Here is a 23,620-nt window from a genome sequence, read left to right as displayed (position 1 = left end):
ATTAAATGTTTTTTTTTATATATTTAATCCTTTAATTTGCAGGCAATTAAAAAAGACGTATTTTTACCTACGGATACTATCAAGGATATTAACAAAACACTAACATGATAAACATGAACTCGCACGCTAACACAGCAAAGAAAAGCTACCGCAAGCCCGTTTTAAATAAAATTGGGAATGTGAAGACGTTGACAAAAGGAGCCAAACCAGGAAGTACGGATGCTAACAATGTTTCTAGCCAAGTTTAAGTGATTAGTAGCTATTATAATTCCTAAAAATGTTCTTTGGATATTTTAGCCAAGAATCAATAGACAATTTGCAGATTAAATCCCACAATTTATTTTCTTTTGGAAAAAATTTTGTGGGATTTTTAAATTCTCCTCTCTCTGTTCCCCACACTCTTCGCTTCAATATTATTCATACCAATGGAAAAGTTGATAGTCATACAATAGATGACAATTCGGTATGTCATTTTCCAAATCATGAAGCATTCGAAACTGAATTAGGTACAAAACATCAAAATAATACATTTTTTAAAGATACTACCATCATTTATTGTATAGCTTCAAAAGAGATACAAATTACAAGGGATATATTTGGAATAACACCTATTTATTATATTCATATCCCAAATAAATTTTTTGCCTTTTCTTCTAGCCTTTCTTCATTGGTTGCAACGGATCGCTTTAAGGATTTCTTAGAATTGGATAGTACTAAAATGACCCAATACCTTACCTTTGGTGCAGATTCAGCTCCCTACGACGATTCAACTTTTTACAAATATTTCAAAACAGTTTTGCCAGGCTATACGATACATTTAAATTCTCAACATTGTAAAACTACGGTAAAAAATCAATTTGAATTAAATGACTCCATCCAAAAAAGTAGTCTGACAGAGATTGCCGATTTGTTCAAAAATGCAATTAAACAATCTACTTCTTATGGAATGAAAGGAATTTCCAAGGTTTGCTCGCAATTAAGTGGGGGCTTGGACTCTTCTTCAATTAGTTCGATGATACATGAATGTGACTCCAAAATACCTATTTACACAATCTATGCAAAAACAAATACTCAACTAACTGATGAATCCTATTACGCACTTGAAGTGTCAAAAAAAATAAATTCTAAGCACTTCGAGGTACTTCCAACATCAAATTTCCATGAAAGTGCAAGTCTACATATAGGACTTTATGGACATCCAGAATTTATGCAGAACGGATCCTCCTTTAACCAATCAATGTTGTTAAAAGCAAAAGAATTAGGATGTTCCAACCTTTTTAGTGGGCACCCAGGTGACGGAATAGTTGGATATGGAGGCGATTATCTAATAAGATTATTTGATAATCGGCAATGGACTAAACTTAAAGCTTTATTGAATGATAGCAATCTTATATTACAAAATATTGGGGACAAAGATCATATCGAAGCCGTTTATAAAACAATTAATAGCCTATTATCAAGACAAAAGGCTAAACTCAATTACTTCGAATTATTTAAATTAGTTAAGGACGCTAAATTTTTTTTTAATATTCCAAATACTTTTTTCATATATAGTTTGTTTAGAAAAATAAAAGATAAATTCTTGCTACCTAAAAATATTTTACAACCAAATCTAAAGAAACAAAAGCTACTCAACAGCAATTCAGTAAATGCAATACATAGTATAAAAAATCCTGAGTATATTACAGATCCAGAACAATATAATGATGTTTTTCAAGAACAAGCTGTTCTATTTCAAGAGGAAATCTACATACTAGAATATTATTATGGTGTAAAATGTATTTTTCCTTTTTATGACAAAACATTATTTGAAATTTGCCTATCTACTCCTTCTGAGTTAAAATTTGGGAATGGAATTAGACGGGCCCATTTTAGAGAAGCGATGAAAGGAATATTACCGGAATCAGTACGATTACGAAGATCCAAAGGTAACTTTGGCATGTATGGACGTACCGCAGCTATCGGATTATATGAACAAAGTAAACCCCTACTATCGACAAGTTCAAAAGTTTGGAATTATGTGAATAGAAATACATTTTTCCGAGCCTTAAAACTTTTGAAAGATGATCAACAACAACTATATGTTTACAATCGTATGTTGTTTTATGTTTCTCGCACAGTTTATCTAGCTATCTGGTTAGATAAAATTGACAATCATGAATTTGTCAACCATTTTACTGAAAAATAAAATGATTTATCTCCTTAGTTATTCCCTTACAATACAAGGTGTGCTTAGGGGTAAAAGAGGTATCTAGGAATACTAGGTATTAGAAGTTAAAAGAGAACCTACTATATCCATTGTTACCTCTTGATAATCCATATAAAGTATCATTAATATCTCTATTGTCAAAACCTTTAATCTTCCTCCAACTCCTTATCTCAGAAAAGTCAACACCACTCAACCATAGCTTGTTTACGCTACAAGATCAAAGTACGGTACTATAAAATAAAAAGTTCACTCCTATGACTATTGGTATGAACAGTATTGAGAACTTACACGATAATACTGAATTTACAAGCCTGACCGCCAATGTAATTATAATGAAGTTTCTTAATTTATACGATAATCGTAGAAACTCACTATTAATAATTGTCTCAAATACTTCTCTGAAATTTATAAGAAAAGCTTCCGACCATAACTATGAATTGATTATTGTTTCGAATATAAAGTGATTATTATATTCATAAAGATACAATTGTACCCGCAAAATCTGTTATTTCCCCAGTTAAAGACGTCACTTTTGCCTTATAAATTAGTAAGCCCGTTTTATCTTCTGGGAACCAAAATATCTCCGACTGGCTACCATTTGAAGTCACTCTATCAATAAATTGACCACTATTATTATAAAACTCTATAACTATGGACTTACTATTTAGATCACCAAAGTTAAATTTCACAAAACCCCTAAATGGATTTGGATATACAAGGACCGAAGGTTTATTATTAACTTGTCCAACCTCAAATTTAACTCTATAGGGCATTTCAATTGAATTTCCATGGATATCTCTCGCATTTACCAATAACTCATACTGCCCTGTCCTTACACCCTCTGCATTATAATTAACTATAAGAGACCCATCCTCATTAGCTGAAATGGCTAATAAATTAGAAGAATATCCCAACTTGACAAATTCACAGGAACTATCCCAACACTCTTTAATATATAAATCTATTAAAGTGCTGTCTATTACCAAGTAACTATTATCCATTAATTGTACGCTAATCAATGGGAAACTTATAAAACTTTTCTCGTTGACAATTCTATTATTATTGAATTTCACCGACAACAGTGGCGCTATTTCATCGGTTTGATCAATACCCGAATAAAAACCGACCTCCTTCGCATTTCCCCAATTAACTAATAGATCGTTCTTATTATTTAGACGATTAATTTCCTTAAGTGTATTCTCAGGATCAACTGAAATAGTCACTCTAGATATATTATTTGGAGTAGGTATTTCCACGAGTATCGTATCAGAATAAGCTATCGCTTCGGCATTATGACTAACTTTTGTAATTTCCCCCAAATTGTTTAACAATGAAATTTCAATAGGAAAACTCTGGGTAGATGTATTTGCACCATTATTATATACTATAACACCTACATTTATCATTTCCTCTTCGCCAATCAGTTTGCCTGGTGTAATTGATTTCAAAAATATGTCAGTAGATTTCCGCACCGAATAGTCTAACGGATCCATTTTAAGAAGCCTTAAGGATGGATCTCCTTGTAAAAGTGATTGATGAAGATTGGCCCTATCAAATTCAGTAAACCCATTCGATACAAGCTCTTCAGCAATTGCTTTCTGGATTTGCCCAATGGATAATTCATCATTAGATTTAAATAATTTATTATATAATCTATCCAAGTAACGAGCAGAGGTCGAAGCAAAACTATAATATGTATTGGCAATAATTGCAATACTCCCTGTCTCATTTAAAATCCAATCCGTTGACAACGGCAATCGGTCAACGGCTGAAACATTTGGATTGTTTCGTCCATTAAAGATATTAGCTACCCCACATCCATTAAAATACATTAAGGGTGAATTTTCTGAATTTAGATAACCCCTATTTGGATCAGAAACATACCCTAAATCATAGTCAGTTACAGTGGAAGAACCGTGTCCTACATATGTGATCATTCCAACCCCAGAATTGACTTCAGGTGTAATATTAACATCACTTACTTCAATTGGACTTGGTTTTACAAAGGACTTAATATGTCCCCCTAAAGGTCCAGACTTAACGACGTTTTCAAGGTTTGACAATATGCTGGCTAGTTGCTGGATCTCACTAGCTGACTTACCACCACTAACATGTAGTACGTTCTTTTTCCAGTATGTTGTGGTATTGGCTTCATATTTCTGGACCTTCTTCAAATAATTATATACCTGTTCATTTTCAGTAGCCGACAGGCGACCAACAGGTATCGCCGGAACATCCACAGGTACACCACCTAATCCTTCTGTTAATAGTAAATCAGAGCCAGGAAAACCAATTGTAGGGACTTCATCTACCAATTCCTTTTTCATTCGATTCCATAAAGTATTTGAAGTCCCTACTAATAGTAAATAATGATCCTTACGGATTCCAGCACTTACCATATAATCAACAAAACGGCGTATAGCAACTGGACTGGGTTCTCCGTAATTAAATTGATTATAAATATCCTTGATAGAAACAACTAAACTACGATGGCTTCCTCCTATGGAGCTTGAACGATAGTTGCTATAGCTTTGTGCGGAACTAATTAACTTATCATTTGAAATGATCAAATAGTCACTATCTTCTGGATTTAACTCTGTAAAATGAACCTCTTCTATTTCCTCAATTTCTTGATAACCGTTCGTCACAATAACAGCAGCATTCTTCCCTTGGGCTCTCTGAATCGTACACTTAAGTTCCTTTCCTTCCCGTATACCATTGATGATTATTGGATTCCTCGGATCGGAAATATCGAAAGCTCGTGTTCCATCTGAGGCATCTGGCACAATAAATGTACTTGTATTTCTGTTTGTTGGAAGAAAAGTATAAATTTTAGACTCCGCTGATCCTAAATTAAATAATTGAGGGTACTTAACCTCTATAAAATTTACAGAAAAAATACTTGTTGATGAATAACTCGAGGTATTATTTGAAGGTTCAAATTGAATAACAAAACTACCATCTCCATTTAAATCACTTTGAGCCTTTAGTTCTATAACCTGATTTAATATTGAAAAACCGTCGAGATTAAAACTTTGATTAAGTTCCCTAAGATTAGTCGAACTTTTACCAATTGAAGCTTTAACTAAGCTTCTGCTAAATGTACGTCCGTTCAATTGGAAAGTAAGACTTGGAGATAAATCCTCTGTCTCTGCAATGTTTTCTATCTGAATGGGTACCAAAAGTTTTGGATTCCCTTCAAATGTCCCATCTTCCTTTATCAACTTAAAAATGGCTTTACTTGAACGGCCTTTACCTTCGATTAAATAACTCTGATCTAAGGTATGATATTGATAATTCTGACTTCCATCATAAGTGTCACTTTCAGTAAAAGTTAGTACTTTACTTGCCAAATGAAATTTCTCAGTTACGGCATCTTCAAGCTTACTTACTAATGTATTAGATTGTTTTGTCCGTTCTTCCCCATATGTTAGGAAATAGGTACTTTTATCAGAATACCAGCTATAATAAGGGTTTTCTTTATGTCCGGTATATGGTCTATATAATAATGCATCCGACTCACCTAAATTCTTTTCGGCATAAAACTCAATGTAATCAGGAGTAGCTGAGATTAAACTTATCTCAACTCCTCTCCGATAAAGTTTCAGTTTATCATATTTTGTCTTTAGGCCTTCAGGTAAAATCACGCGCTGTAACCCTTCGCTGTCAACAACTATTTTAAACCATCGTTGCCCATATTGGTTAGCTAGCCATTCATTTCCATGTACCCCACTCCATTTTGACTGAGCATTTACCTTACAAAAGGTAAAAAAACAAAGCCAAATACAGAGACGGATAAATAATGTTACTCTCATATGCTTATAGATACTCTAATTAATTGATAACATTAATTTTTTAAAATTTTTCTAGTAAGCACTTCCCCATTAACCGTTTTGATTTGTAGTAAGTACAATCCTTTAGGAACTTGAGATAAATCGATCTCGAGACCTGAAAAGAGAACAGGGTATAATTGTCCGTTAGCATTAGTTAACTCCAAAGACTCAATTTGAATATCATTAGGTAATACTAACTGAGCCTTATCATAAGTAGGATTAGGTTTTACAATGATATTTTTTGAAGTAAACCCATCCACATAAATAATTCTAGACATAACACCAGAAGACAAATCAGTGCCAAGATCATGTTGCACTAATCTATAATAGTTTTTCCCATCTATTGGATTTAAATCGTTAAATACATAAAAGCTCTCCGAGCTCGTATCACCTTTACCATCAACGACCCCAATACTTTTAAAACTCTTGGAGTCACCACTTCTCTGAACCTCAAAATGACTGTTCCCCTTCTCCCAAGCAGTTCTCCAATTTAATTCAATAGAATTATCCTCCATCATTTTACCTTTAAAACTCATTAATTCTACAGGTAGTGGGTCGGTAACATTAAGAACTTGTAAAGCTGGATCTCCCAACAATAGCGTTTGATGCGTATTTGCCATATCATAAGAACTTGCAGCAATCCTTCCAGTACTACTACCCGTCATAATTGTCAGCCCAGCAGCACGATGTAACGATCCTAAGGTAGCTCTAGAGCCATCAGCTTTGAATAATTGATCATATAATGCCTCGATAAAGTCGTAAGAAGATGTTTCAAATGCATAATAACTATTACCTATAAATGCTATTGAACCCTTATTTTCAGCTAAAAGCCAATCCGAACTTAGCGGTATTTGATTTGATACAGGGGAGGTTGGATATGCGCCAAAAGCTCCATTGAAAATATTTCCAACACCACAGCCATTAAAATACATTACGGGATATTTCCCTGAATTTGAGTAACCTCGCGCCGGATCAGTGGCATAGCCCAAATTATTATCCGTATAATGGGAAGACCCGTGTCCAAAATATGCAGTAAACCCTGTTCCATTATTGATGTCAGAGGCAATATTTAATGTTGTATTCGGATAGCCGTAATCCCCATCCGCCTTAATGAAAGCCTTTACTGACCCTTCAAACGGAAAAGAAGTTACTTTAGCAACTTCATTAGCCAAATAATTACCGAATTTCACATTTTCATTATACCTTAAACCACCACTAATATGTAAGACATTTTTTCGCCAAGTTAAATCTGCTTGAGAGCCTTCATAACTCTTGACTTTATTAAGGTAATTTGATACTTGTGTCGGCTCAGTGGCAGGAATTCTCCCCATTGGGATCGCACCAACTTCAGATGCCTTTCCAGCGAGACCCTCTATCAGTAGAACATCAGATCCTGGAAATCCAATGGTAGGCACATCCCCAGCCAGTTCTCGAGGCATTTTGTTCCACGCCGTTGTAGATGGACCTATTAACAATAAGTTATGTTTATCCCGAACTCCATCCTTTAACATAAAATCAACAAAACGACGTATAGCAACCGGACTAGGCTCTCCATAATTATATTGATTATATATATCTTCTATTTTGACAACCAAAGTTCTGTAACCTCCTCCTAATGTGGAACGGTATGACGCATAATTCAAAGCCTCCGAGTAGAGATTCTCATTTGTTATTATTAGATAATCCTTGTCTGACGGAATATGATTGTTAAAAACCACATTACTTCCAACTCCATTAATTGTCCTTTTCGACACCAAAAGTATTAATTCCTGTCCAACTTCACGCTTAACGACAACCTGCAAATCATTTCCATTTTGAACCCCATTTATCAAACTTACATTATTAAGGTCCGTAATATTCATAACCCTAACTCCTGTTGGGACATTGGATATGTTAATTGTGGTCTCGGTACCTGCCGCAGGTATCAATTTGAAAACTTTTTCTTCGGAGGCATTCATATCAAATGCCTGAGGGTAAGTCAGCAGAGTATATGATACCGAATAAATCCCAGTTGAGTAATCAGAAGTGGTAACTTTTTTAGATTCAACTTGAAAATAACCATTTCCATTTATATCTACGCTTGAAGATGCTAAATCTGTACTAACTGGAATAGTGTAATTAGCTTTATAAGGTATAAAGTCTGAAAATTGAATTAAACCAGGATAATCTGTCAAACTTGAAGCAGACTTTCCGACCGAAGCTTGTATGCTATTACTACTAAATGTTCTACCATTTAACAAGATCTCTATTTCAGGCTGTTTGGTTGGCGTAACTACTAGATTCTTTAATTGAAAGTTATAACCAAATACTGGATTCCCAAAAAATGTCCCATTACCATTGTCTTTTTTTAGATAAGCCTTACTTGATCGACCTTTCCCCTCAACAAAATAACTTTGATCCAAACTATGATAGACAAAATTTTGGGTACCATCATAATTGTCACTATTCGAATAAACAATCAGTTCCTCTGCTATATGATATGGTTCAGGCGTACCCGTCGGTGCAATAATCGCTTGATTTACTGCTAACTTGGTTGGACTAGTAGATGAGTATGTAAGGAAATAAGCACTTTTATCCGAGAACCAGCTGTAGTATGGATTAGCCCGAACGCCTGTATAAGGCCTGTAAAGTAAAGCGTCTGACTCCCCATCATTAGGTACCCCGTAAAATTCAATTTCCGACTCCGAAGCAGAAATCAAGGCAACCTCCTCACCTCTGTGATATAAATGCAATTGATTCGCTTTGTTCAAAAAATTCCCAGTAAGCGTCACTTTTTGCACCCCCTTTTCACTCACTTCAATCTTCACCCACTCCTGGCTATATTTATTTTCCAGCCACTCATTCCCATATGCCCCACTCCACTGGGCTTGACTGTTCACCGCTACACTGCCTAATATGATAGCGAACAACCATAGTTTTCTCGTAAACATCCTTATTTTCATAATATCTGCTGTTTTTATTATTGGTATATAGTTCTAAGTTGTTGAAGCTTTGAGCTAAATTAGTTCGACAGCGCATCAGAACTGCCATATAGAATACGATTTTTAAGGATCAAAGTTACAATAATTTGACCTTTTATTTAAATAAATGTCCTACCAACCTTAAGATAACTTGCCTCTACCTCAATTCTTTCAATCATAAAAAGGGCTAATTCCCTTAAAACGGCTCCTGGCCCCCAGGACCCTCCGACAACCCTTGACTGATTTACACCGTTCATTTCCGCGTAACTCCTTGTTTACAAATGGCTTACCTTCATTAAAATATGCCATTAAACTAATATTTAATTCAAAAATAAAACCAAATACCACGAAACTATAATCGATATTTTAGTAACTATAGAATTTCTATTGATTGATGTATAGCTTTTTTTGTAGTACATTCAATTTATCATATAACGTCAGACCTAGTCGAATTTGCCGGGAAATAAAAACTACTTTTAGACTACATATTTCTACAATGAACTTTTGTAGATTGCCAGCCAATAGCTCAAAACCCTCATTCATCCTAAAAACATGCTAAAATTCACCCCGATAATACCAATTATCGCTTTATACACACTATGAAAAAATTCTGCTTTCAAAACATCTTCTGCCTGATGCTATACGCACTCCCTCAGGCAGAAGCACAAATCATCCTGACCAGCCCTCAAGATAGGGTGGTATTCCAGCGCAATGGAAACAACCAACATACCTTACAAGTGTCGGGTTATGTACAAAGTTGTGTGGACCGAATAGAATATAGGCTAGTCCCCCTCTCATCGAGTTCTTCGGGTCCGGTACTAGGTACGGCGGCTCCTGCCACAGGTTGGCAGGAGGTAAGTGGTCCCAATATATGCAGTAACTTCACGAGTTCGCTTACCGTTAGTGGCGGCTGGTACCGGCTTGAGGCCCGGGGCATCAAAGCAGGCCAAGTTACCACCACCTCTAGTGTGGACCACGTGGGCGTGGGAGAAGTGTTTGTGGTGGCAGGCCAATCCAACTCCACTGGGGGCGACCACCATGTATCGGGCCCTGGCGCACAGGAAGATGCTGTCAGCAGCGTCAATTTCCAAAACGTCCCCATTAAACCCTATGAACAAGTCCAGCTCCCCTGTTATGAATATGTCCATCTTAATCAGGATACCAAAACGGCCCCATTTGGAAATTATGCCTGGTGCTGGGGCAGTTTCGGAGACAAAATGGTCCAAAAGCTGGGTGTTCCCGTGATGATATTCAATTCAGGCTGGTCGAGCACTGGGTTGTGGAATTGGAAGGAGAGTATCGACTTTCACAATCCCCTGCCTACCGTTACTCCGTGGGGTTATGCTTTCCCTCAGGGATTGCCATTCGGTCATCTCCGACTAGCCCTCAACAATTATATTGCCCAACTGGGCGTTAGAGCCGTTCTCTGGCACCAAGGCGAATCCGACAATGTGGTAGAACGTACCAAGGCCCAATATTATGACGACCTAAAGGAGGTGATAGACGCCAGCCGCAGCCTTTCTGGCAAGCCCAACCTTCCCTGGCTAGTGGCCAGGGCGAGTCGATTTACGGTTAACGGTACCAGCCGGGTATGGCCTCCCGTCATTGAAGCACAAAATGCCTTATCAGGAATGGGACTTCCCGAGGAACACCACCCTTATGTATACCCCGGTCCCGATACCGACCCCTATTTCTCGGCTGAGTATCGGTCCGATAGCGTCCACTTTTCGGGTCCGGGGCTCGAGTTCCTCGCTCAGCAATGGGCCAATTCCCTCGACGAGGCCTTCTTTCTACAGGCCCCGGCCTACGAGGCATTGCCCCAACCCCAGATCGTCAGCGATGGCAATGGTTCCACCCCTGTTCTTATGGCCCAAGCCGGATGGAGCGCCTATGACTGGATGGATGCTGGCGATTGCCATGTCCCTCTCGCTTCGGGCCAACAATATGCAGCCAACCCTGGCTTGCTCAAACTAAAAGCCACCGATGCTTATAACAATATTGTGTACACCCCAAGCTATTTCATCCCCTCTACCGCCCTACCCGTTACCTTAGCGTATTTTAAGGCAGAGGCCCAAGAGAATAAGTCGGTCGCTTTGAGCTGGTCCACTACGCACGAAACCAACGCCGACTACTTTCAAATAGAACGTGGTACCGACCCTAATCGATTCACAGCCCTCACCCAAGTAGCGGCTCAAGGGGAATCCCATAAATTAACAAAATATAACTTTTTCGACCAGGAGTTTTTGCAAGCACCTACGCCTATTCAATATTACTACCGTCTGAAGATGGTAGACAAGGATGGCAGCTGGAGTTATAGCCGCATTGCCAACGCCCTGATTGGCGACTACCAACCCCTGCTCGCTTACCCAAATCCTGCCCAAAATTTCCTAATTATCGAAACCTCTTCTCCAACTCAATCCATTGAAATATACAATTCGAAAGGGCAGATTGTAAGGCAGTTCCAATCGGTAAGTTATAAGACAAAAATCGATTTGAGCACACTTTCAGAGGGGCTTTATAGTGTGCGAGCAGGAAGAGAATCGTATAATTTTATCAAGACCTCATATTGATAAAACAAAACTACATTAACAATACCTTAAAAGGAAACAGAAATAGAATGGCCATAAAATTGAAACAAAAAAGGTTTTAATTGTCCCTAAAAAAGAAGTTTCGAAAGAGACTTCTTTTTACCTAATAAATGAGCGAATTTCGGAAACAAAACTTAAGTCAATCTCTGTTAATAAATAATTAATAGGATTTTTCCGAGTCACGACTCATAACTTATAACTTTTGTTCTTCCAATGGCCATTGATAAAACCAGCAAAGTACCTGCCCAGGATGTAGTATTGATTGGAGCAGGAATTATGAGTGCTACGCTTGGGGTATTATTAAAAAAACTAAATCCCCAATGCACTATTTCTATTTATGAACGCTTGGACCGCGTTACGGCCGAGAGTTCCGATGCATGGAATAATGCAGGAACGGGGCATTCCGCATTTTGCGAACTAAACTATACCCCACAAAAAGAGGACGGTAGTGTAGACATTACCAAAGCCATAAAAATAGCCGAGTCCTTTGAAGTTTCTAAGGAATTTTGGAGTTTTTTAGTACAAAACGATATCATCGATTCCCCAGACGATTTTATACACCATATCCCTCATATTAGCTTTGTATGGGGTAAAGAAAATGTGTCGTTCCTAAAAACGAGGTTCGAAAGCCTTACGGCACACCATTTGTTTGAAGGGATGGAATATTCGGAAGACCAGGAAGAAATCAAATCCTGGGCTCCCCTAATCATGGAAGGTAGGCCCGCCGACCAACCCGTGGCAGCTACCAAAATGGAGCTGGGTACCGATGTCAACTTCGGAGCCCTAACCCGGGAAATGTTCCGTTACTTGGAGCAACAGGACGGCGTTAACCTCTACTTGAATCATGAAGTAGAAAACCTTAAAGCCAAAAAGGATGGTAGCTGGACGCTAAAAGTACAAAACCGCGATACCAAAGTAAGCACCAAAATAAAATCTAAATTCGTATTTATTGGGGCTGGTGGCGGATCCTTGCCCTTGCTCGAAAAATCAGATATACCCGAAGGAAAGGGTTTTGGCGGATTTCCAGTGAGTGGCCAATGGCTGGTATGTACCAATCCGGAGATTATCGAAAAGCACCATGCCAAAGTTTACGGAAAAGCAGCGGTGGGATCTCCTCCGATGTCGGTACCGCACCTAGACACCCGCATGATCGATGGGAAACAGGCCCTTCTTTTCGGACCCTACGCAGGTTTTTCAACTAAATTCCTGAAAAATGGCTCCTATATGGATCTCCCACTTTCCATCAAGCTTAATAATATAAAGCCCATGCTTTCGGCAGGGATACATAATATTCCCCTCACCAAATATCTGATCGACCAGGTACGGCAATCTCCCCAAGATAGGCTCAATGCCCTCAAGGACTATTTCCCCGACGCCAAGCTCGAAGATTGGAAACTAGAGAAAGCCGGACAGAGGGTGCAGGTGATTAAAAAAGATAAGAAAGAAGGAGGGGTTCTAGAGTTTGGAACGGAGATGGTGACCGCCGCCAACGGTTCGTTGGCTGCCTTATTAGGAGCATCTCCGGGTGCTTCCACAGCGGTATCGATCATGATCGAGCTCATTCACCGCTGTTTTAAGGACCAGGCCAATACCCGGGAGTGGCACAACGCCTTTAAGGAGATGATTCCATCCTATGGGCATTCGCTAGCCAAAGAAGCCGAGCTTGCTCGCAGCACCAGAATCCGTACGAGTGCAACCCTAGAGTTAGGCACTTCTCATTTTGAAGAAGAATTTTTCGTATAAGGACTAGAAATCAGACCTTTATCTAAAGAATACGTAAACCGGCCTCCAATAAAGGTCGGTTTACGTATTTATGGGTTCTGTAAAAACACCCGCACACCTTTCTTATTACCCGTTACCAGGTCCAGTCGGCCGTCCTTATTGAGGTCGGCTATGGTTACGTGAAGCCCCACTCCCGAGTCTTGGTCTATGACATGTCGAACCCAGGATGTGCCAGCTGCTTTCTCGTACCAGCACATTAAGGCGGGCTCCAGCCCTCCCGGATCCTTTCCACTATGTGCAAAATATCGCTTTCCCGTAACGAGGTCCAATCGCCCATCCCCGTTCATATCGGCCAGTGCCATGCCGTGGGTTTGTGAAAACGACGAATCGATCAGGTGGCTCGTCCAAGTGGCAGCCCCTCCATTGTCGCGTCCTTGCTCGTGCCACCATATCCCATAGCGATGTGCCGAGGCAGATATCACGTCGTTAAGGCCGTCATCATTGAGATCGAGCACATACATCTGAGAACAATCTTCCCCCAAATTTGCCGGCACAAACTCCCATGCCTCTTGTTCTATATTTTCAGGGCCTTTCCACCAGCCACTTTTCACCAATACATCCTTGCGTCCATCTCCGTCCACATCCCCATATCCCAAGCCGTGGGTGTACATATGAGTGGCCCGATCGGGCGAGGAGCTAATCACATACTTAGTCCATTCGTTGACTCCAGGAACAGAAGGGGCCTTTAACCAAATTACCTCCTTGGCCGTCGGATCATTACAGAGCAGATCGAGCCGGCCGTCCTCGTCCATGTCGACAAATATGGGGGATTCATTGCCCACCGAAGTATGTATCAAATGGGTGGGCCAATGTCCCTTCGTATTCTTAGGGTTCTCGTGCCAATAGGCCGCCTTACCGGGCCAATCGATCCGGATCAGGTCCACCCATCCATCGCCATTCACATCTTGAGCGAAATTTAGAAATGAATCGCTATATCCCCCTACCACCTTAAAAGTATCGGGCTTGGCGAGTTGATGGGGCGTCCAATGGGGCCCTTCAAACCAATACGCACCCGAAAGCACATCTAACTGGCCATCCCGATTGACGTCCCCAACGGCGGCTCCTTCCGAAATAAACCGGCTAGTCAATACCTCCTTATTAAAAGAAACCTCCCATCCAGCGTTGCTCCCTCCCCTATCTTGAGCAGACAGTAACTGTTGCCCGAAAAAGAGGCTAATCAGGAAGAGTAATAATAGTTTGTGTTTTAGTATCACTACAATTTCAGTTTAAAAAAAACGCACAGGCTTTTAAGTTAACCAAAACTATGCCCGTATACTGAATATAAAGTCGAGTAACCCTAAAAACTCCTCACTCGAATGAGGTGATTGCATCGTACCAAATAAACGGAAAGTCGTTTAAATAAAACGATGTGAGAGAAAAAAGAGGAGGGCTATTTATAAAAATGAACCGGAAAGCAGGCAAGTACGTTTTGAAGGCTAGGGATTTATCGCTTAACTTTGTGCGGAATAATCCTATTGAACCTATTTTCAACGAGAAGCACCGAGTAATGCAAATAACACTGATGAAGTCTAAGATACACCGGGTTAAGGTCACTCAAGCGGAACTTAATTACGTGGGGAGCATCACCATTGACGAAGACTTAATGGACGCTGCAGGCCTTATCGAAAATGAGCAAGTACATATCGTCAATAATAATAATGGGGAGCGCTTTGTGACGTATGTCATTACGGGGGAGCGTAAATCGGGCATGATTTGCCTCAATGGGGCAGCCGCCCGAAAGGTTCAAATTGGCGATATCGTCATCATTATCGCCTATGGTAGCCTGAGTGAGGAGGAAGCCAAAACATTTAAACCGAAGGTCGTTTTCCCTGACCATAACAATCAGCTCGTATAATTGTCGACTCTAGCACCAACAACGCCCGACCCATAGCCCACAGCCTCTGTCGGGCGTTTTTTTATGCCATAACAATACTTTAATACCGCATTTAACTCATCCCGGTAAGGGACCTTTCCATTATATGAAAAACACACTCCGATATATCATCTCCCTGGGGCTTGCCGGTGGACTGATATGGTACGTATTCAAGGATATTAATCTGGCTCAAATGATGGACCGCTTCGTCCAGGCCGATTGGAAATGGATCGTACTCTCCTGCCTATTCCTCCTGGCAGCGCACATTACCAGGGCCTGGCGCTGGAACATGCTCATGGAACCTTTGGGCTACTCGCCCAGCCTAACCGACAGCACCATTGCCGTACTCACCGGTTACTTTGCCAACTACATCGTCCCTCGTATGGGGGAGGTCACCCGTTGTGGAACCCTCAACCGCCTAGAAGACGTCCCCGTCAACAGGAGCTTTGGAACCGTAGTGGCCGAAAGGATTTTCGATGTCATCGTTCTGATACTATTAATTGGCCTAAATTTCCTCTTAGAGTTTGATAGGCTCAGCACCTTCTTTACGGAGCTCGTACAAAGCAAAACCGGCGCCAAGTCCGACAGCCAACCATTATGGTGGCTCGCCGGACTAGCGGTCCTGTTGCTTGCGGCGGCCATTATGCTCTTTCGGAACGAGGCCATCCAGCAAAAACTCCTTAACAATTCACTTATAGCCAAGATCCTTGATTTTGGAAAGGGCATGTTGGATGGTTTATTATCGATCAAGAATCTCCGCCACCCCGGATTATTTATACTCAGCACCCTGATGATTTGGGTTTTATATTTTCTGGTTTCCTACGTATTGTTCTTTTGTATTCCTGAAACCTCCAACTTAGGACCTTTGGCGGGGCTCACCCTGCTGGTAGTAGGTGCCATCGGTATGACGGCCCCTACTCAAGGGGGAATCGGGGCTTATCACCTTTTGGTGGGGAATGTAATGGTTCTTTATGGACTCACCAAAGCCGATGGGATTACTCTGGCCACCTTTATCCATGGAGCTCAGATGCTTTTTATGTTGATCGTCGGCGCTCTGGCCTTTGTAGTGGTACTTTTGAAAAAACCCCGCAATGCCCATCATGAAGCTACCCCTCCTTTGCAGCCAAAACGCTAGCCCCTTCAGCTACCGACTAAGGTCGGCATCATTTTTTTGAGCCACCAATAGTCAAATGCACTTTGAGGAAAGTAGTGTAATTTAGTAGCCTGAGGGTAGGAGCCCCAATTATCCATGACACTTAAGCCCATACCAATGAATACAATCACTGAAAGTAAAATTCAAAATATTGAGAATGCCATAGAGACCATCGCTGACTGGCAAAAAGCAGGACAAAAAGTCGTATTCACCAATGGATGTTTCGACATTGTGCACCTTGGTCATATCGATTACCTGGAAAAGGCTAGAGCCTTAGGCGACCGGCTCGTGTTAGGACTAAATACCGACGCCTCAGTAAGTAGACTTAAAGGACCCCTCCGCCCGGTGGTCAACGAATACGCCCGGGCGCGACTTATGGCTGCCTTATCTTTTGTCGATGCTGTCATTTTGTTCGACGAACCTACCCCTAGCCAACTTATAGAGGCAGTAAAACCTGACATTTTGGTAAAAGGTGACGATTATACCATCGAAAACATCGCTGGTTCGGATTTTGTACTTTCGAGAGGAGGAGAAGTTAAAACCATCGCCTTGGTACAAGGTTACTCCACCTCCGCTCTAATCGAAAAAATCAAACAAGGGTACTAGCGTATCTTAAGATTTGAAATATTCGTTAGTCTATATATGGCTTAGAGCACAAAGGCGTTTAAATATTGACAACTTAATAAATCGATTATGGCAGGAGCATATTTTATAGGTATTATCGTCATGGCCATCAGCATGTACGTGCAATGGCGCCTAAAGAGCAAGTTTGAAGAGTATTCGCAAGTAGGTCTGAGCAATGGGATGAGTGGCAAAGAAATTGCCGAGGCCATGCTTAGAGCCAATAATATTTTTGATGTGAGGGTACTCTCTGTGGAGGGTCGCCTTACCGACCATTACAATCCCGAAGACAAGACTGTCAACCTCAGTCACGACGTATTTTATGGGAGAAGTGTATCGGCAGCGGCTGTAGCGGCTCATGAGTGCGGCCACGCCGTGCAACATGCCACGGCCTATGCGTGGCTAGGCATGCGTTCGAAAATGGTACCCTTTCTTACTATTTCCTCAAAATACATGCAATGGATCATCCTCTTGGGCATCATCATGATTAACACCTCCGTGATTCCGCTAACCATAGGTGTCGCCTTATTTGCAGTAACAACTTTGTTTAGCTTCGTAACGCTTCCGGTCGAATACGACGCCAGCAACAGGGCACTGGCCTGGATCAAAAACAATGGGGTAGTGAACCAGCAGGAGTATGCCATGTCGGCAGATGCCTTAAAATGGGCCGCCCGAACATATCTGGTAGCGGCTTTGGGTTCTCTAGCGACGCTGTTGTATTACGTGAGCCTATTGATGGGCAGGAGAGACTAACTCCCCCTTCATCAAAACATAAAAAAAGCTGTCCGTTGGGGCAGCTTTTTTTATGTTTTGATATCCTACTCATTGATTCTAAAACCATTGCTGGAACCTGGCAATTCGGGGGACACCATGATAGGACCGTAAACTTTACTTTAAAAAGGAATCCACATTATCGATCGTTACCAGTTGAAAGGGGATCAACGTTTGTTTTTGAACGCTATCTCCTTTGGCTAACTGAACGGCCTTAAGTACCGCTTGGCTACCCTGTTTCCGAGCATTTTGAAAGACCGTCGCATCCAGACTCCCTTGCTTAACGGCCTTCAGCGCATCGGGAATGGCATCGATGCTCACCACGATTACTTGTCCTTTCTTTCCGGTAGCCTCTAAGGCCTTAACAGCCCCAAGCCCCATTTCGTCGTTTTGAGCAAAAATGGCCTGCATCTTATCTCCATAGGATTGTATCCAGTTTTCAGTAAGCGACATGGCCTTGGCCCTATCCCACTCTCCCGACTGCTCGGCCAGCAAGCTTAGCCCAGGATTGTGACCCAATACTTCTTTGGCCCCATCATTACGCTTAATCTGGGCGGCCTGCCCCATATACCCATGCATCATGAGCAACTGCCCCTTGCCCGACAAACGCTCCTTAATATAATGGAGGGCTATTCTTCCCGACTCTACATCATCGGACCCTACGAAGGCGTCGGGCGGACTGGCGGTCTCAGAATTAACATTTAATATAGGAATCTGGGCCTTCTGTGCCAGGCGAACGGCCGGGGAGCTAGCCTCCACCTCACAGGGATTCATAATGATGGCATCGACCCCTTGGGCTATGAATCGCTCCACTTGCTCTACTTGTTTCAGTGCCGAACGCTCTGCATCCACTACTACCAGGCGTACGCCCAGCGAATCGGCAGTACGCTGCATTTCGTCGGCCACGTTGACAACAAATTCGTTTTGCATACTCAACATGGTGGCACCTATCACCATCTGATCGGACGATTCGCCACCTCCACAGGACCACATAATGGTCGCCATACTGGCAAGAATTCCTATTTTTAACATTTTCATAGAATCGATATAATTGGTCATTAACTGACACACATAAGACCAAGACCTTACTTTTCTATCGATTTTTGGGACCGAAACTTTATGATCTACCCTTGTCTGTCGGTCCTGTACCTGCCGCAAGTGGGCCTTATATTCCAGCAGCTTTGGCTTGGTTCCAGTATTCATCCATTTCCTCTAAGGTCATCTGATGAAGCACCTTATCGTCGGCTTTAGAAGCCTCTTCCATAAATTGAAACCGTCGGATAAACTTTTTGTTGGTGCGCTCCAAGGCCGTTTCAGGATTAATATCGACAAAGCGGGCATAGTTGACCAAAGAGAATAACAAGTCGCCAAATTCGGCTTCCGCTTCCTGCTTATCGATGGCCTCTCCCGTGTCAATATCATAATGCTCCTTAAACTCCTGCAATTCTTCCTCCACTTTGTGCCATACCTGAGCCTTTTCATCCCAGTCAAACCCGGCACCTCTGGCTTTCTCCTGCACTCTCATGGCTTTGACCAAAGCAGGTAAAGATGCAGGAACACCGGATAAAACCGACCTATTCCCTTCCTTAAGCTTTAGGCGCTCCCAATTTTGTTTGACGGCCTGTTCGTCTTCAGCCTTCACGTCGCCATATATATGGGGGTGTCTGTGGATGAGCTTTTCGCAAATACCATGTAAGACATCGGCAATATCGAAGGTATACTCCTTTCCCTCGGAGGGTTCAGAACCTATCTTGGCGTAAAAAACCATATGCAGCAGTAGGTCTCCAAGCTCCTTTTTCACCTCAGGGAGGTCGTTTTCAAGTATGGCATCCGAAAGCTCGTAGGTCTCCTCAATAGTGAGGTGACGTAGGGTTTCCATGGTCTGCTTGCGGTCCCAGGGGCATTTTTCCCTAAGATCATCCATGATGGTAAGCAGCCTATCGAAGGCCATTAGCTGTCCTTGCCGACTTTCGGGCAGGGTTTCAAATTTGTTTTCCATGGGGTAAAGTTAACTTTTCTTCTCGGGCTCGGGGAGGCTGAGCTCGGGAATTTTAATTGTAGTTTGAATCATATTGGTGGCACACTTGGCGATGATTTTATTATCCTGACTCACAATTTCACCCTCCACATGGATAATATTTTTGCCTTCGCGAACCACAAAGGCATGGGCTGTAATAGACTCCCCAAGTCGGGCAGCATGCAAAAAATCGCAGTTCAAATTAACCGAAGTAAACGCAAATGGCCTTCCTAAGGCATATACCATCGTACCGATCACATCGTCGAGTATGGCAGCGGCAATGCCCCCGTGAAGGATACCCATGGGGTTGGTCATATCGCGCCTTACTACAAATGCCACCTTCATGGCCCCTCTATCGAGCTCCAGGAGGGTGCCATTCAACCAGCTTCCTACAGGAGAAATACTTTGGTCCATCGATTGGCCTATAAATGATTGGAATAATTGAAGACGTAATGGGTCCGATGATTCGGATATTTGCGAGACGCTCATAAGACTAATAATTTAAAACATTAAAACGTAAGGTCCTTTGTGCCAAATAGTAATTATCTGAGACAAATAGGTGGTATTGTGTCAAATTTAAGGATTTTATTGGTACGTATTAAAGGTTATCATTACCTTTGCCGGAGTTTTGAAGTGCCAAATTAGTATAACAATATATGAATTTTACCTTATCCCAAGTACCGGAACGAAGCGTACAACCACGCGAAAGTGGTATCACCATGGTAATGGACAAAGGCCTCAGCGTTCGCCAGGTGGAGGACATGATCTCATCGGCAGCCCCCTACATCGATATTGTAAAACTAGGATGGGCGACTTCTTTTGTAAGCCCCACCCTGAATGAGAAACTAGCTGTTTATAGGAGTGCCAATATCCCCGTTTATTTTGGAGGAACGCTTTTCGAGGCCTTCGTAGTGAGGAATCAGTTTGACGACTACCGTCGATTATTGGATAAGTATCAGCTTACCCATGCCGAAGTATCGGATGGATCCATAGAACTACCCCAAGACAAAAAATGTGAATTTATCAGCACCCTTTCGCAGCAAGTAACGGTATTATCGGAAGTGGGCTCGAAGGACGAAAATAAAATTATCCCTCCCTATAAGTGGATAGAGCTGATCAAAACAGAGCTGGAAGCTGGTGCTTGGAAGGTGATTGGCGAGGCCCGGGAATCGGGAAATGTAGGTCTCTTCCGTGCGAGTGGAGAGGTACGACAAGGCTTGGTAGAAGAAATCCTTACCCAAATCCCCTTCGACCGGATGCTCTGGGAAGCCCCTCAAAAATCGCAACAAGTTTGGTTTGTAAAACTCTTGGGCGCGAATGTCAACCTTGGTAATATTGCCCCCAACGAACTAATCCCATTAGAAACGATTCGACTAGGACTACGAGGAGATACCTTCAACCACTTCTTAGATCCCGACACCAAGCAGCAATGGAAAATTGACAAGTAAGCCTGTTTGTAACCAAACAGCTATTATTGCACACCATATCTTGAACCAATCATATCTCTAACATGGATTTTATCACGCAGTTTATTGACATCTTCTTACATCTGGATAAGCATCTCTTTCAGATCGTCGAAGACTATGGTACGCTTACCTATGTTATATTGTTTCTGATCATTTTCACGGAAACGGGCTTCGTGTTGATGCCGCTGCTACCTGGCGATTCCTTGTTATTCGCCACCGGCGCCATAGCAGCCTCCACGGGCTCTCTTAATGTGTGGTTGGTCATCGTCATCCTTATTGTAGCCGCCTTGCTGGGCGACAACCTCAACTACTACGTGGGCAGCAAGTTTGGTGGTGAAATCAAGAAACGGGAACGGATCTTGTTTCTGAAGAGGGAATATCTCGAACGGACCGAGGCCTTTTACGAAAAACATGGTGGTAGCACCGTTATTATGGCTCGCTTTATTCCCATCGTTCGTACAGTAGCGCCTTTTGTGGCAGGAGCCGGGAGCATGAAATACTCCAAATACATCATTTTCTGTATTATAGGTGCGTTTCTGTGGGTACCCTCCTTAACCTTACTGGGCTATTTCTTTGGCAATATGGAGATCGTAAAGAATAACTTCGAATTAGTTATATTCGGCATTATTGGATTCTCTATCCTCCCGATGATCTATCAGTTCTTAAAGAGTAAGTTCTCTAGTCCTTCGGCCAAGGCTATTTAATAATATTAAGACATAAAAAAACGGGGTTCGAAAATTCGAACCCCGTTTTTTTATGTCTTATTTGGAAGAATAATTCGGCGCTTCCTTTTGGATCATGATATCGTGTGGGTGGCTCTCGCGCACCCCCGCTGAGGTAATCTTAACAAATTGTGCTTTTTGAAGTTTCTCGATGGACTGGGCACCGCAGTATCCCATACCAGCCTTAAGTCCGCCCACCATCTGATAGATAATCTCGGAGACCTTACCTTTAAAAGGTACCCGTCCTACGATTCCTTCTGGAACCAACTTCTTCACGTCGTCTTCGGCATCCTGGAAATACCGGTCTTTAGAACCATCTTCCATGGCCTCCACAGATCCCATACCCCGATATGCTTTAAACTTACGTCCTTCGTAGATCACGATTTCACCTGGCGCTTCGTCGCTACCAGCGAGCATAGACCCAATCATAATCGTATGTGCACCTCCGGCAATGGCCTTGGTCATATCGCCCGAAAACCGAACGCCGCCATCGGCAACTATAGGAACTCCGGTACCTTCCAAAGCCTGTGCAGCCAACATCACGGCCGACAGCTGCGGCATCCCGATACCGGCAATAATTCGTGTGGTACAGATACTCCCTGGTCCAACCCCTACTTTAACGGCGTCGGCACCCGCATCGGCCAAGGCCTTGGCAGCCTCACCCGTGGCTACGTTTCCAGCGATAACATCCAAATTAGGGAATTTGGCCTTAATAGATTTTAAGGCATTAATAACGTTTATAGAATGACCATGGGCCGTATCCAGGCTGATCACGTCTACCCCAGCTTTCACAAGGGCCTCTACCCTAGTGAGTACATCGGCGGTAACCCCAACGGCTGCACCCACTCGCAAACGGCCATACTGGTCCTTACAAGCATTAGGATGGGATTTCCGCTTGAGGATATCCTTGTAAGTGATCAGTCCAGTCAGATGATAATTTTCATCTACAATGGGAAGTTTCTCAATTTTATATTCCTGAAGTATCGATTCAGCATCGTCTAAAGAAAGACCTTCTGAGGCGGTGATCAGGTTTTCCTTGGTCATAATTTTAGTGACCGACTTGGTCTTATCCTTCTCAAAACGAAGGTCACGGTTAGTGAGGATACCCACCAATTTATGATCGGCATCGATCACCGGGATACCACCAATGCGGAATTCACGCATGATCTGTTGGGCATCGCCTAAGTTTGCATCTTCCGATAGGGTAATCGGATCCAGAATCATACCACTTTCAGACCTTTTCACCTTACGTACCTGTTCAGCCTGGGCCTCTAGGGACATGTTTTTGTGAATGATACCAATTCCACCTTCCTGAGCCATCGCAATGGCCAAATCAAACTCTGTAACCGTGTCCATAGCGGCAGAGATGATCGGAATATTTAGTTCAATGTTTTTGGTAAGCTTTGTTTTGGTTGAAGTGTCTCTTGGCAGAATCTCGGAGTAGCCCGGAATAAGAAGAACGTCGTCGTAAGTAAGAGCCTCGAAGAGGACTTTGGATTGGTCTGTGCTCATAGCAAATAATCTATTGTTATTTGCGGGGCAAAATTAAAAAGAAGTTTGCAAGAAATAAAGCTATTTGTATTTTTCCGCTAACTTTATTTTTTGCCAATCTGCCTACCAGCCTC

At 42.0% G+C, this 23,620-nt stretch carries 16 protein-coding genes; 9 read left to right on the top strand and 7 right to left on the bottom strand.

The annotated features are described in order from the left end of the window. The first annotated feature begins 277 nt into the window (after nt 1–277). Nucleotides 278–2,188 (top strand): asparagine synthase-related protein, encoded by a 1,911-nt coding sequence (locus tag CLV98_RS02510; protein WP_109672491.1) that lies wholly within the window; start codon nt 278–280, stop codon nt 2,186–2,188. Nucleotides 2,189–2,682: 494 nt separating this feature from the next. Here CLV98_RS02510 and porU2 (CLV98_RS02505) read toward each other — a convergent pair whose 3' ends face one another. Both porU2 (CLV98_RS02505) and porU2 (CLV98_RS02500) read right to left on the bottom strand, forming a co-directional pair. After that, entirely contained in the window at nt 2,683–6,024 is a 3,342-nt protein-coding gene (porU2, locus tag CLV98_RS02505) for a putative type IX secretion system sortase PorU2 (RefSeq protein WP_109672489.1), read from the bottom strand. Between the two features lie 32 nt (nt 6,025–6,056). Beyond that, nucleotides 6,057–8,984 (bottom strand): putative type IX secretion system sortase PorU2, encoded by a 2,928-nt coding sequence (porU2, locus tag CLV98_RS02500; protein WP_109672487.1) that lies wholly within the window; start codon nt 8,982–8,984, stop codon nt 6,057–6,059. A gap of 617 nt (nt 8,985–9,601) precedes the next feature. Between porU2 (CLV98_RS02500) and CLV98_RS02495 the strand changes: the two genes are divergently transcribed. Together CLV98_RS02495 and CLV98_RS02490 are read left to right on the top strand one after the other, a co-directional pair. Beyond that, nucleotides 9,602–11,572 (top strand): T9SS type A sorting domain-containing protein, encoded by a 1,971-nt coding sequence (locus CLV98_RS02495; RefSeq protein ID WP_109672486.1) that lies wholly within the window; start codon nt 9,602–9,604, stop codon nt 11,570–11,572. Nucleotides 11,573–11,803: 231 nt separating this feature from the next. Beyond that, on the top strand, nt 11,804–13,333 hold the full coding sequence (locus CLV98_RS02490) for a malate:quinone oxidoreductase (protein ID WP_109672484.1): 1,530 nt from the start codon (nt 11,804–11,806) through the stop codon (nt 13,331–13,333). Nucleotides 13,334–13,401: 68 nt separating this feature from the next. Here the strand turns inward: CLV98_RS02490 and CLV98_RS02485 are convergent, their stop codons facing one another. Next, nucleotides 13,402–14,586: an FG-GAP repeat domain-containing protein gene (locus CLV98_RS02485; RefSeq protein ID WP_109672483.1), complete on the bottom strand. Its 1,185-nt coding sequence runs from the start codon at nt 14,584–14,586 to the stop codon at nt 13,402–13,404. 293 nt (nt 14,587–14,879) lie between these two features. On the opposite strand from CLV98_RS02485, the gene panD reads away from it, so the two are divergent. The 4 genes from panD (at nt 14,880) to CLV98_RS02465 (ending at nt 17,772) form a co-directional block, all read left to right on the top strand. Continuing rightward, nucleotides 14,880–15,227 carry an aspartate 1-decarboxylase gene (gene panD, locus CLV98_RS02480; protein ID WP_109673040.1) on the top strand — a complete coding sequence of 116 codons (348 nt, stop codon included), beginning with the start codon at nt 14,880–14,882 and terminating at the stop codon, nt 15,225–15,227. A 124-nt stretch (nt 15,228–15,351) separates the two neighbouring features. Continuing rightward, a complete protein-coding gene (locus tag CLV98_RS02475) occupies nt 15,352–16,380 on the top strand; it encodes a lysylphosphatidylglycerol synthase transmembrane domain-containing protein (protein ID WP_109672481.1) in 1,029 nt (342 codons plus the stop codon). A gap of 144 nt (nt 16,381–16,524) precedes the next feature. Next, nucleotides 16,525–17,004, top strand: a complete 480-nt coding sequence (gene rfaE2, locus CLV98_RS02470) for a D-glycero-beta-D-manno-heptose 1-phosphate adenylyltransferase (protein WP_374755170.1) — start codon at nt 16,525–16,527, stop codon at nt 17,002–17,004. 87 nt (nt 17,005–17,091) lie between these two features. Then, on the top strand, nt 17,092–17,772 hold the full coding sequence (locus CLV98_RS02465) for a zinc metallopeptidase (RefSeq protein ID WP_109672478.1): 681 nt from the start codon (nt 17,092–17,094) through the stop codon (nt 17,770–17,772). A 135-nt stretch (nt 17,773–17,907) separates the two neighbouring features. Here the strand turns inward: CLV98_RS02465 and CLV98_RS02460 are convergent, their stop codons facing one another. The 3 genes from CLV98_RS02460 to CLV98_RS02450 all read right to left on the bottom strand — a co-directional run bounded on the left by CLV98_RS02460 (nt 17,908) and on the right by CLV98_RS02450 (nt 20,296). Beyond that, nucleotides 17,908–18,795, bottom strand: a complete 888-nt coding sequence (locus CLV98_RS02460; RefSeq protein ID WP_229203202.1) for a sugar ABC transporter substrate-binding protein — start codon at nt 18,793–18,795, stop codon at nt 17,908–17,910. Between the two features lie 160 nt (nt 18,796–18,955). Next, nucleotides 18,956–19,789: a nucleoside triphosphate pyrophosphohydrolase gene (mazG, locus tag CLV98_RS02455; RefSeq protein WP_109672476.1), complete on the bottom strand. Its 834-nt coding sequence runs from the start codon at nt 19,787–19,789 to the stop codon at nt 18,956–18,958. 9 nt (nt 19,790–19,798) lie between these two features. Further along, nucleotides 19,799–20,296: a PaaI family thioesterase gene (locus CLV98_RS02450; protein ID WP_229203166.1), complete on the bottom strand. Its 498-nt coding sequence runs from the start codon at nt 20,294–20,296 to the stop codon at nt 19,799–19,801. 167 nt (nt 20,297–20,463) lie between these two features. Between CLV98_RS02450 and CLV98_RS02445 the strand changes: the two genes are divergently transcribed. Together CLV98_RS02445 and CLV98_RS02440 are read left to right on the top strand one after the other, a co-directional pair. After that, entirely contained in the window at nt 20,464–21,255 is a 792-nt protein-coding gene (locus tag CLV98_RS02445) for a phosphosulfolactate synthase (protein WP_109672473.1), read from the top strand. 62 nt (nt 21,256–21,317) lie between these two features. Continuing rightward, a complete protein-coding gene (locus CLV98_RS02440; protein WP_109672472.1) occupies nt 21,318–21,977 on the top strand; it encodes a DedA family protein in 660 nt (219 codons plus the stop codon). A 57-nt stretch (nt 21,978–22,034) separates the two neighbouring features. Here the strand turns inward: CLV98_RS02440 and guaB are convergent, their stop codons facing one another. Beyond that, nucleotides 22,035–23,507 (bottom strand): IMP dehydrogenase, encoded by a 1,473-nt coding sequence (gene guaB, locus CLV98_RS02435; protein WP_109672470.1) that lies wholly within the window; start codon nt 23,505–23,507, stop codon nt 22,035–22,037. Nucleotides 23,508–23,620: the final 113 nt, after the last annotated feature.

It is taken from the genome of Dyadobacter jejuensis, from assembly GCF_003149085.1.
GTDB lineage: Bacteria > Bacteroidota > Bacteroidia > Cytophagales > Spirosomataceae > Dyadobacter > Dyadobacter jejuensis.
Note: the sequence above shows the minus strand (reverse complement) of the source record. Positions and strands in the feature narration are given on the sequence as shown.

Excerpts from the sequence above, each read along its gene's own strand:
- CLV98_RS02475 (WP_109672481.1), top strand. The coding sequence starts at position 15,352 with ATGAAAAACACACTCCGATATATCATCTCCCTGGGGCTTGCCGGTGGA.
- panD (WP_109673040.1), top strand. The coding sequence starts at position 14,880 with ATGCAAATAACACTGATGAAGTCTAAGATACACCGGGTTAAGGTCACT.
- CLV98_RS02495 (WP_109672486.1), top strand. The coding sequence starts at position 9,602 with ATGAAAAAATTCTGCTTTCAAAACATCTTCTGCCTGATGCTATACGCA.
- CLV98_RS02510 (WP_109672491.1), top strand. The coding sequence starts at position 278 with ATGTTCTTTGGATATTTTAGCCAAGAATCAATAGACAATTTGCAGATT.
- CLV98_RS02440 (WP_109672472.1), top strand. The coding sequence starts at position 21,318 with ATGGATTTTATCACGCAGTTTATTGACATCTTCTTACATCTGGATAAG.
- CLV98_RS02465 (WP_109672478.1), top strand. The coding sequence starts at position 17,092 with ATGGCAGGAGCATATTTTATAGGTATTATCGTCATGGCCATCAGCATG.
- CLV98_RS02460 (WP_229203202.1), bottom strand. The coding sequence starts at position 18,795 with ATGGCGACCATTATGTGGTCCTGTGGAGGTGGCGAATCGTCCGATCAG.
- guaB (WP_109672470.1), bottom strand. The coding sequence starts at position 23,507 with ATGAGCACAGACCAATCCAAAGTCCTCTTCGAGGCTCTTACTTACGAC.
- CLV98_RS02445 (WP_109672473.1), top strand. The coding sequence starts at position 20,464 with ATGAATTTTACCTTATCCCAAGTACCGGAACGAAGCGTACAACCACGC.
- CLV98_RS02490 (WP_109672484.1), top strand. The coding sequence starts at position 11,804 with ATGGCCATTGATAAAACCAGCAAAGTACCTGCCCAGGATGTAGTATTG.
- porU2 (WP_109672489.1), bottom strand. The coding sequence starts at position 6,024 with ATGAGAGTAACATTATTTATCCGTCTCTGTATTTGGCTTTGTTTTTTT.
- mazG (WP_109672476.1), bottom strand. The coding sequence starts at position 19,789 with ATGGAAAACAAATTTGAAACCCTGCCCGAAAGTCGGCAAGGACAGCTA.
- porU2 (WP_109672487.1), bottom strand. The coding sequence starts at position 8,984 with ATGAAAATAAGGATGTTTACGAGAAAACTATGGTTGTTCGCTATCATA.
- CLV98_RS02450 (WP_229203166.1), bottom strand. The coding sequence starts at position 20,296 with ATGAGCGTCTCGCAAATATCCGAATCATCGGACCCATTACGTCTTCAA.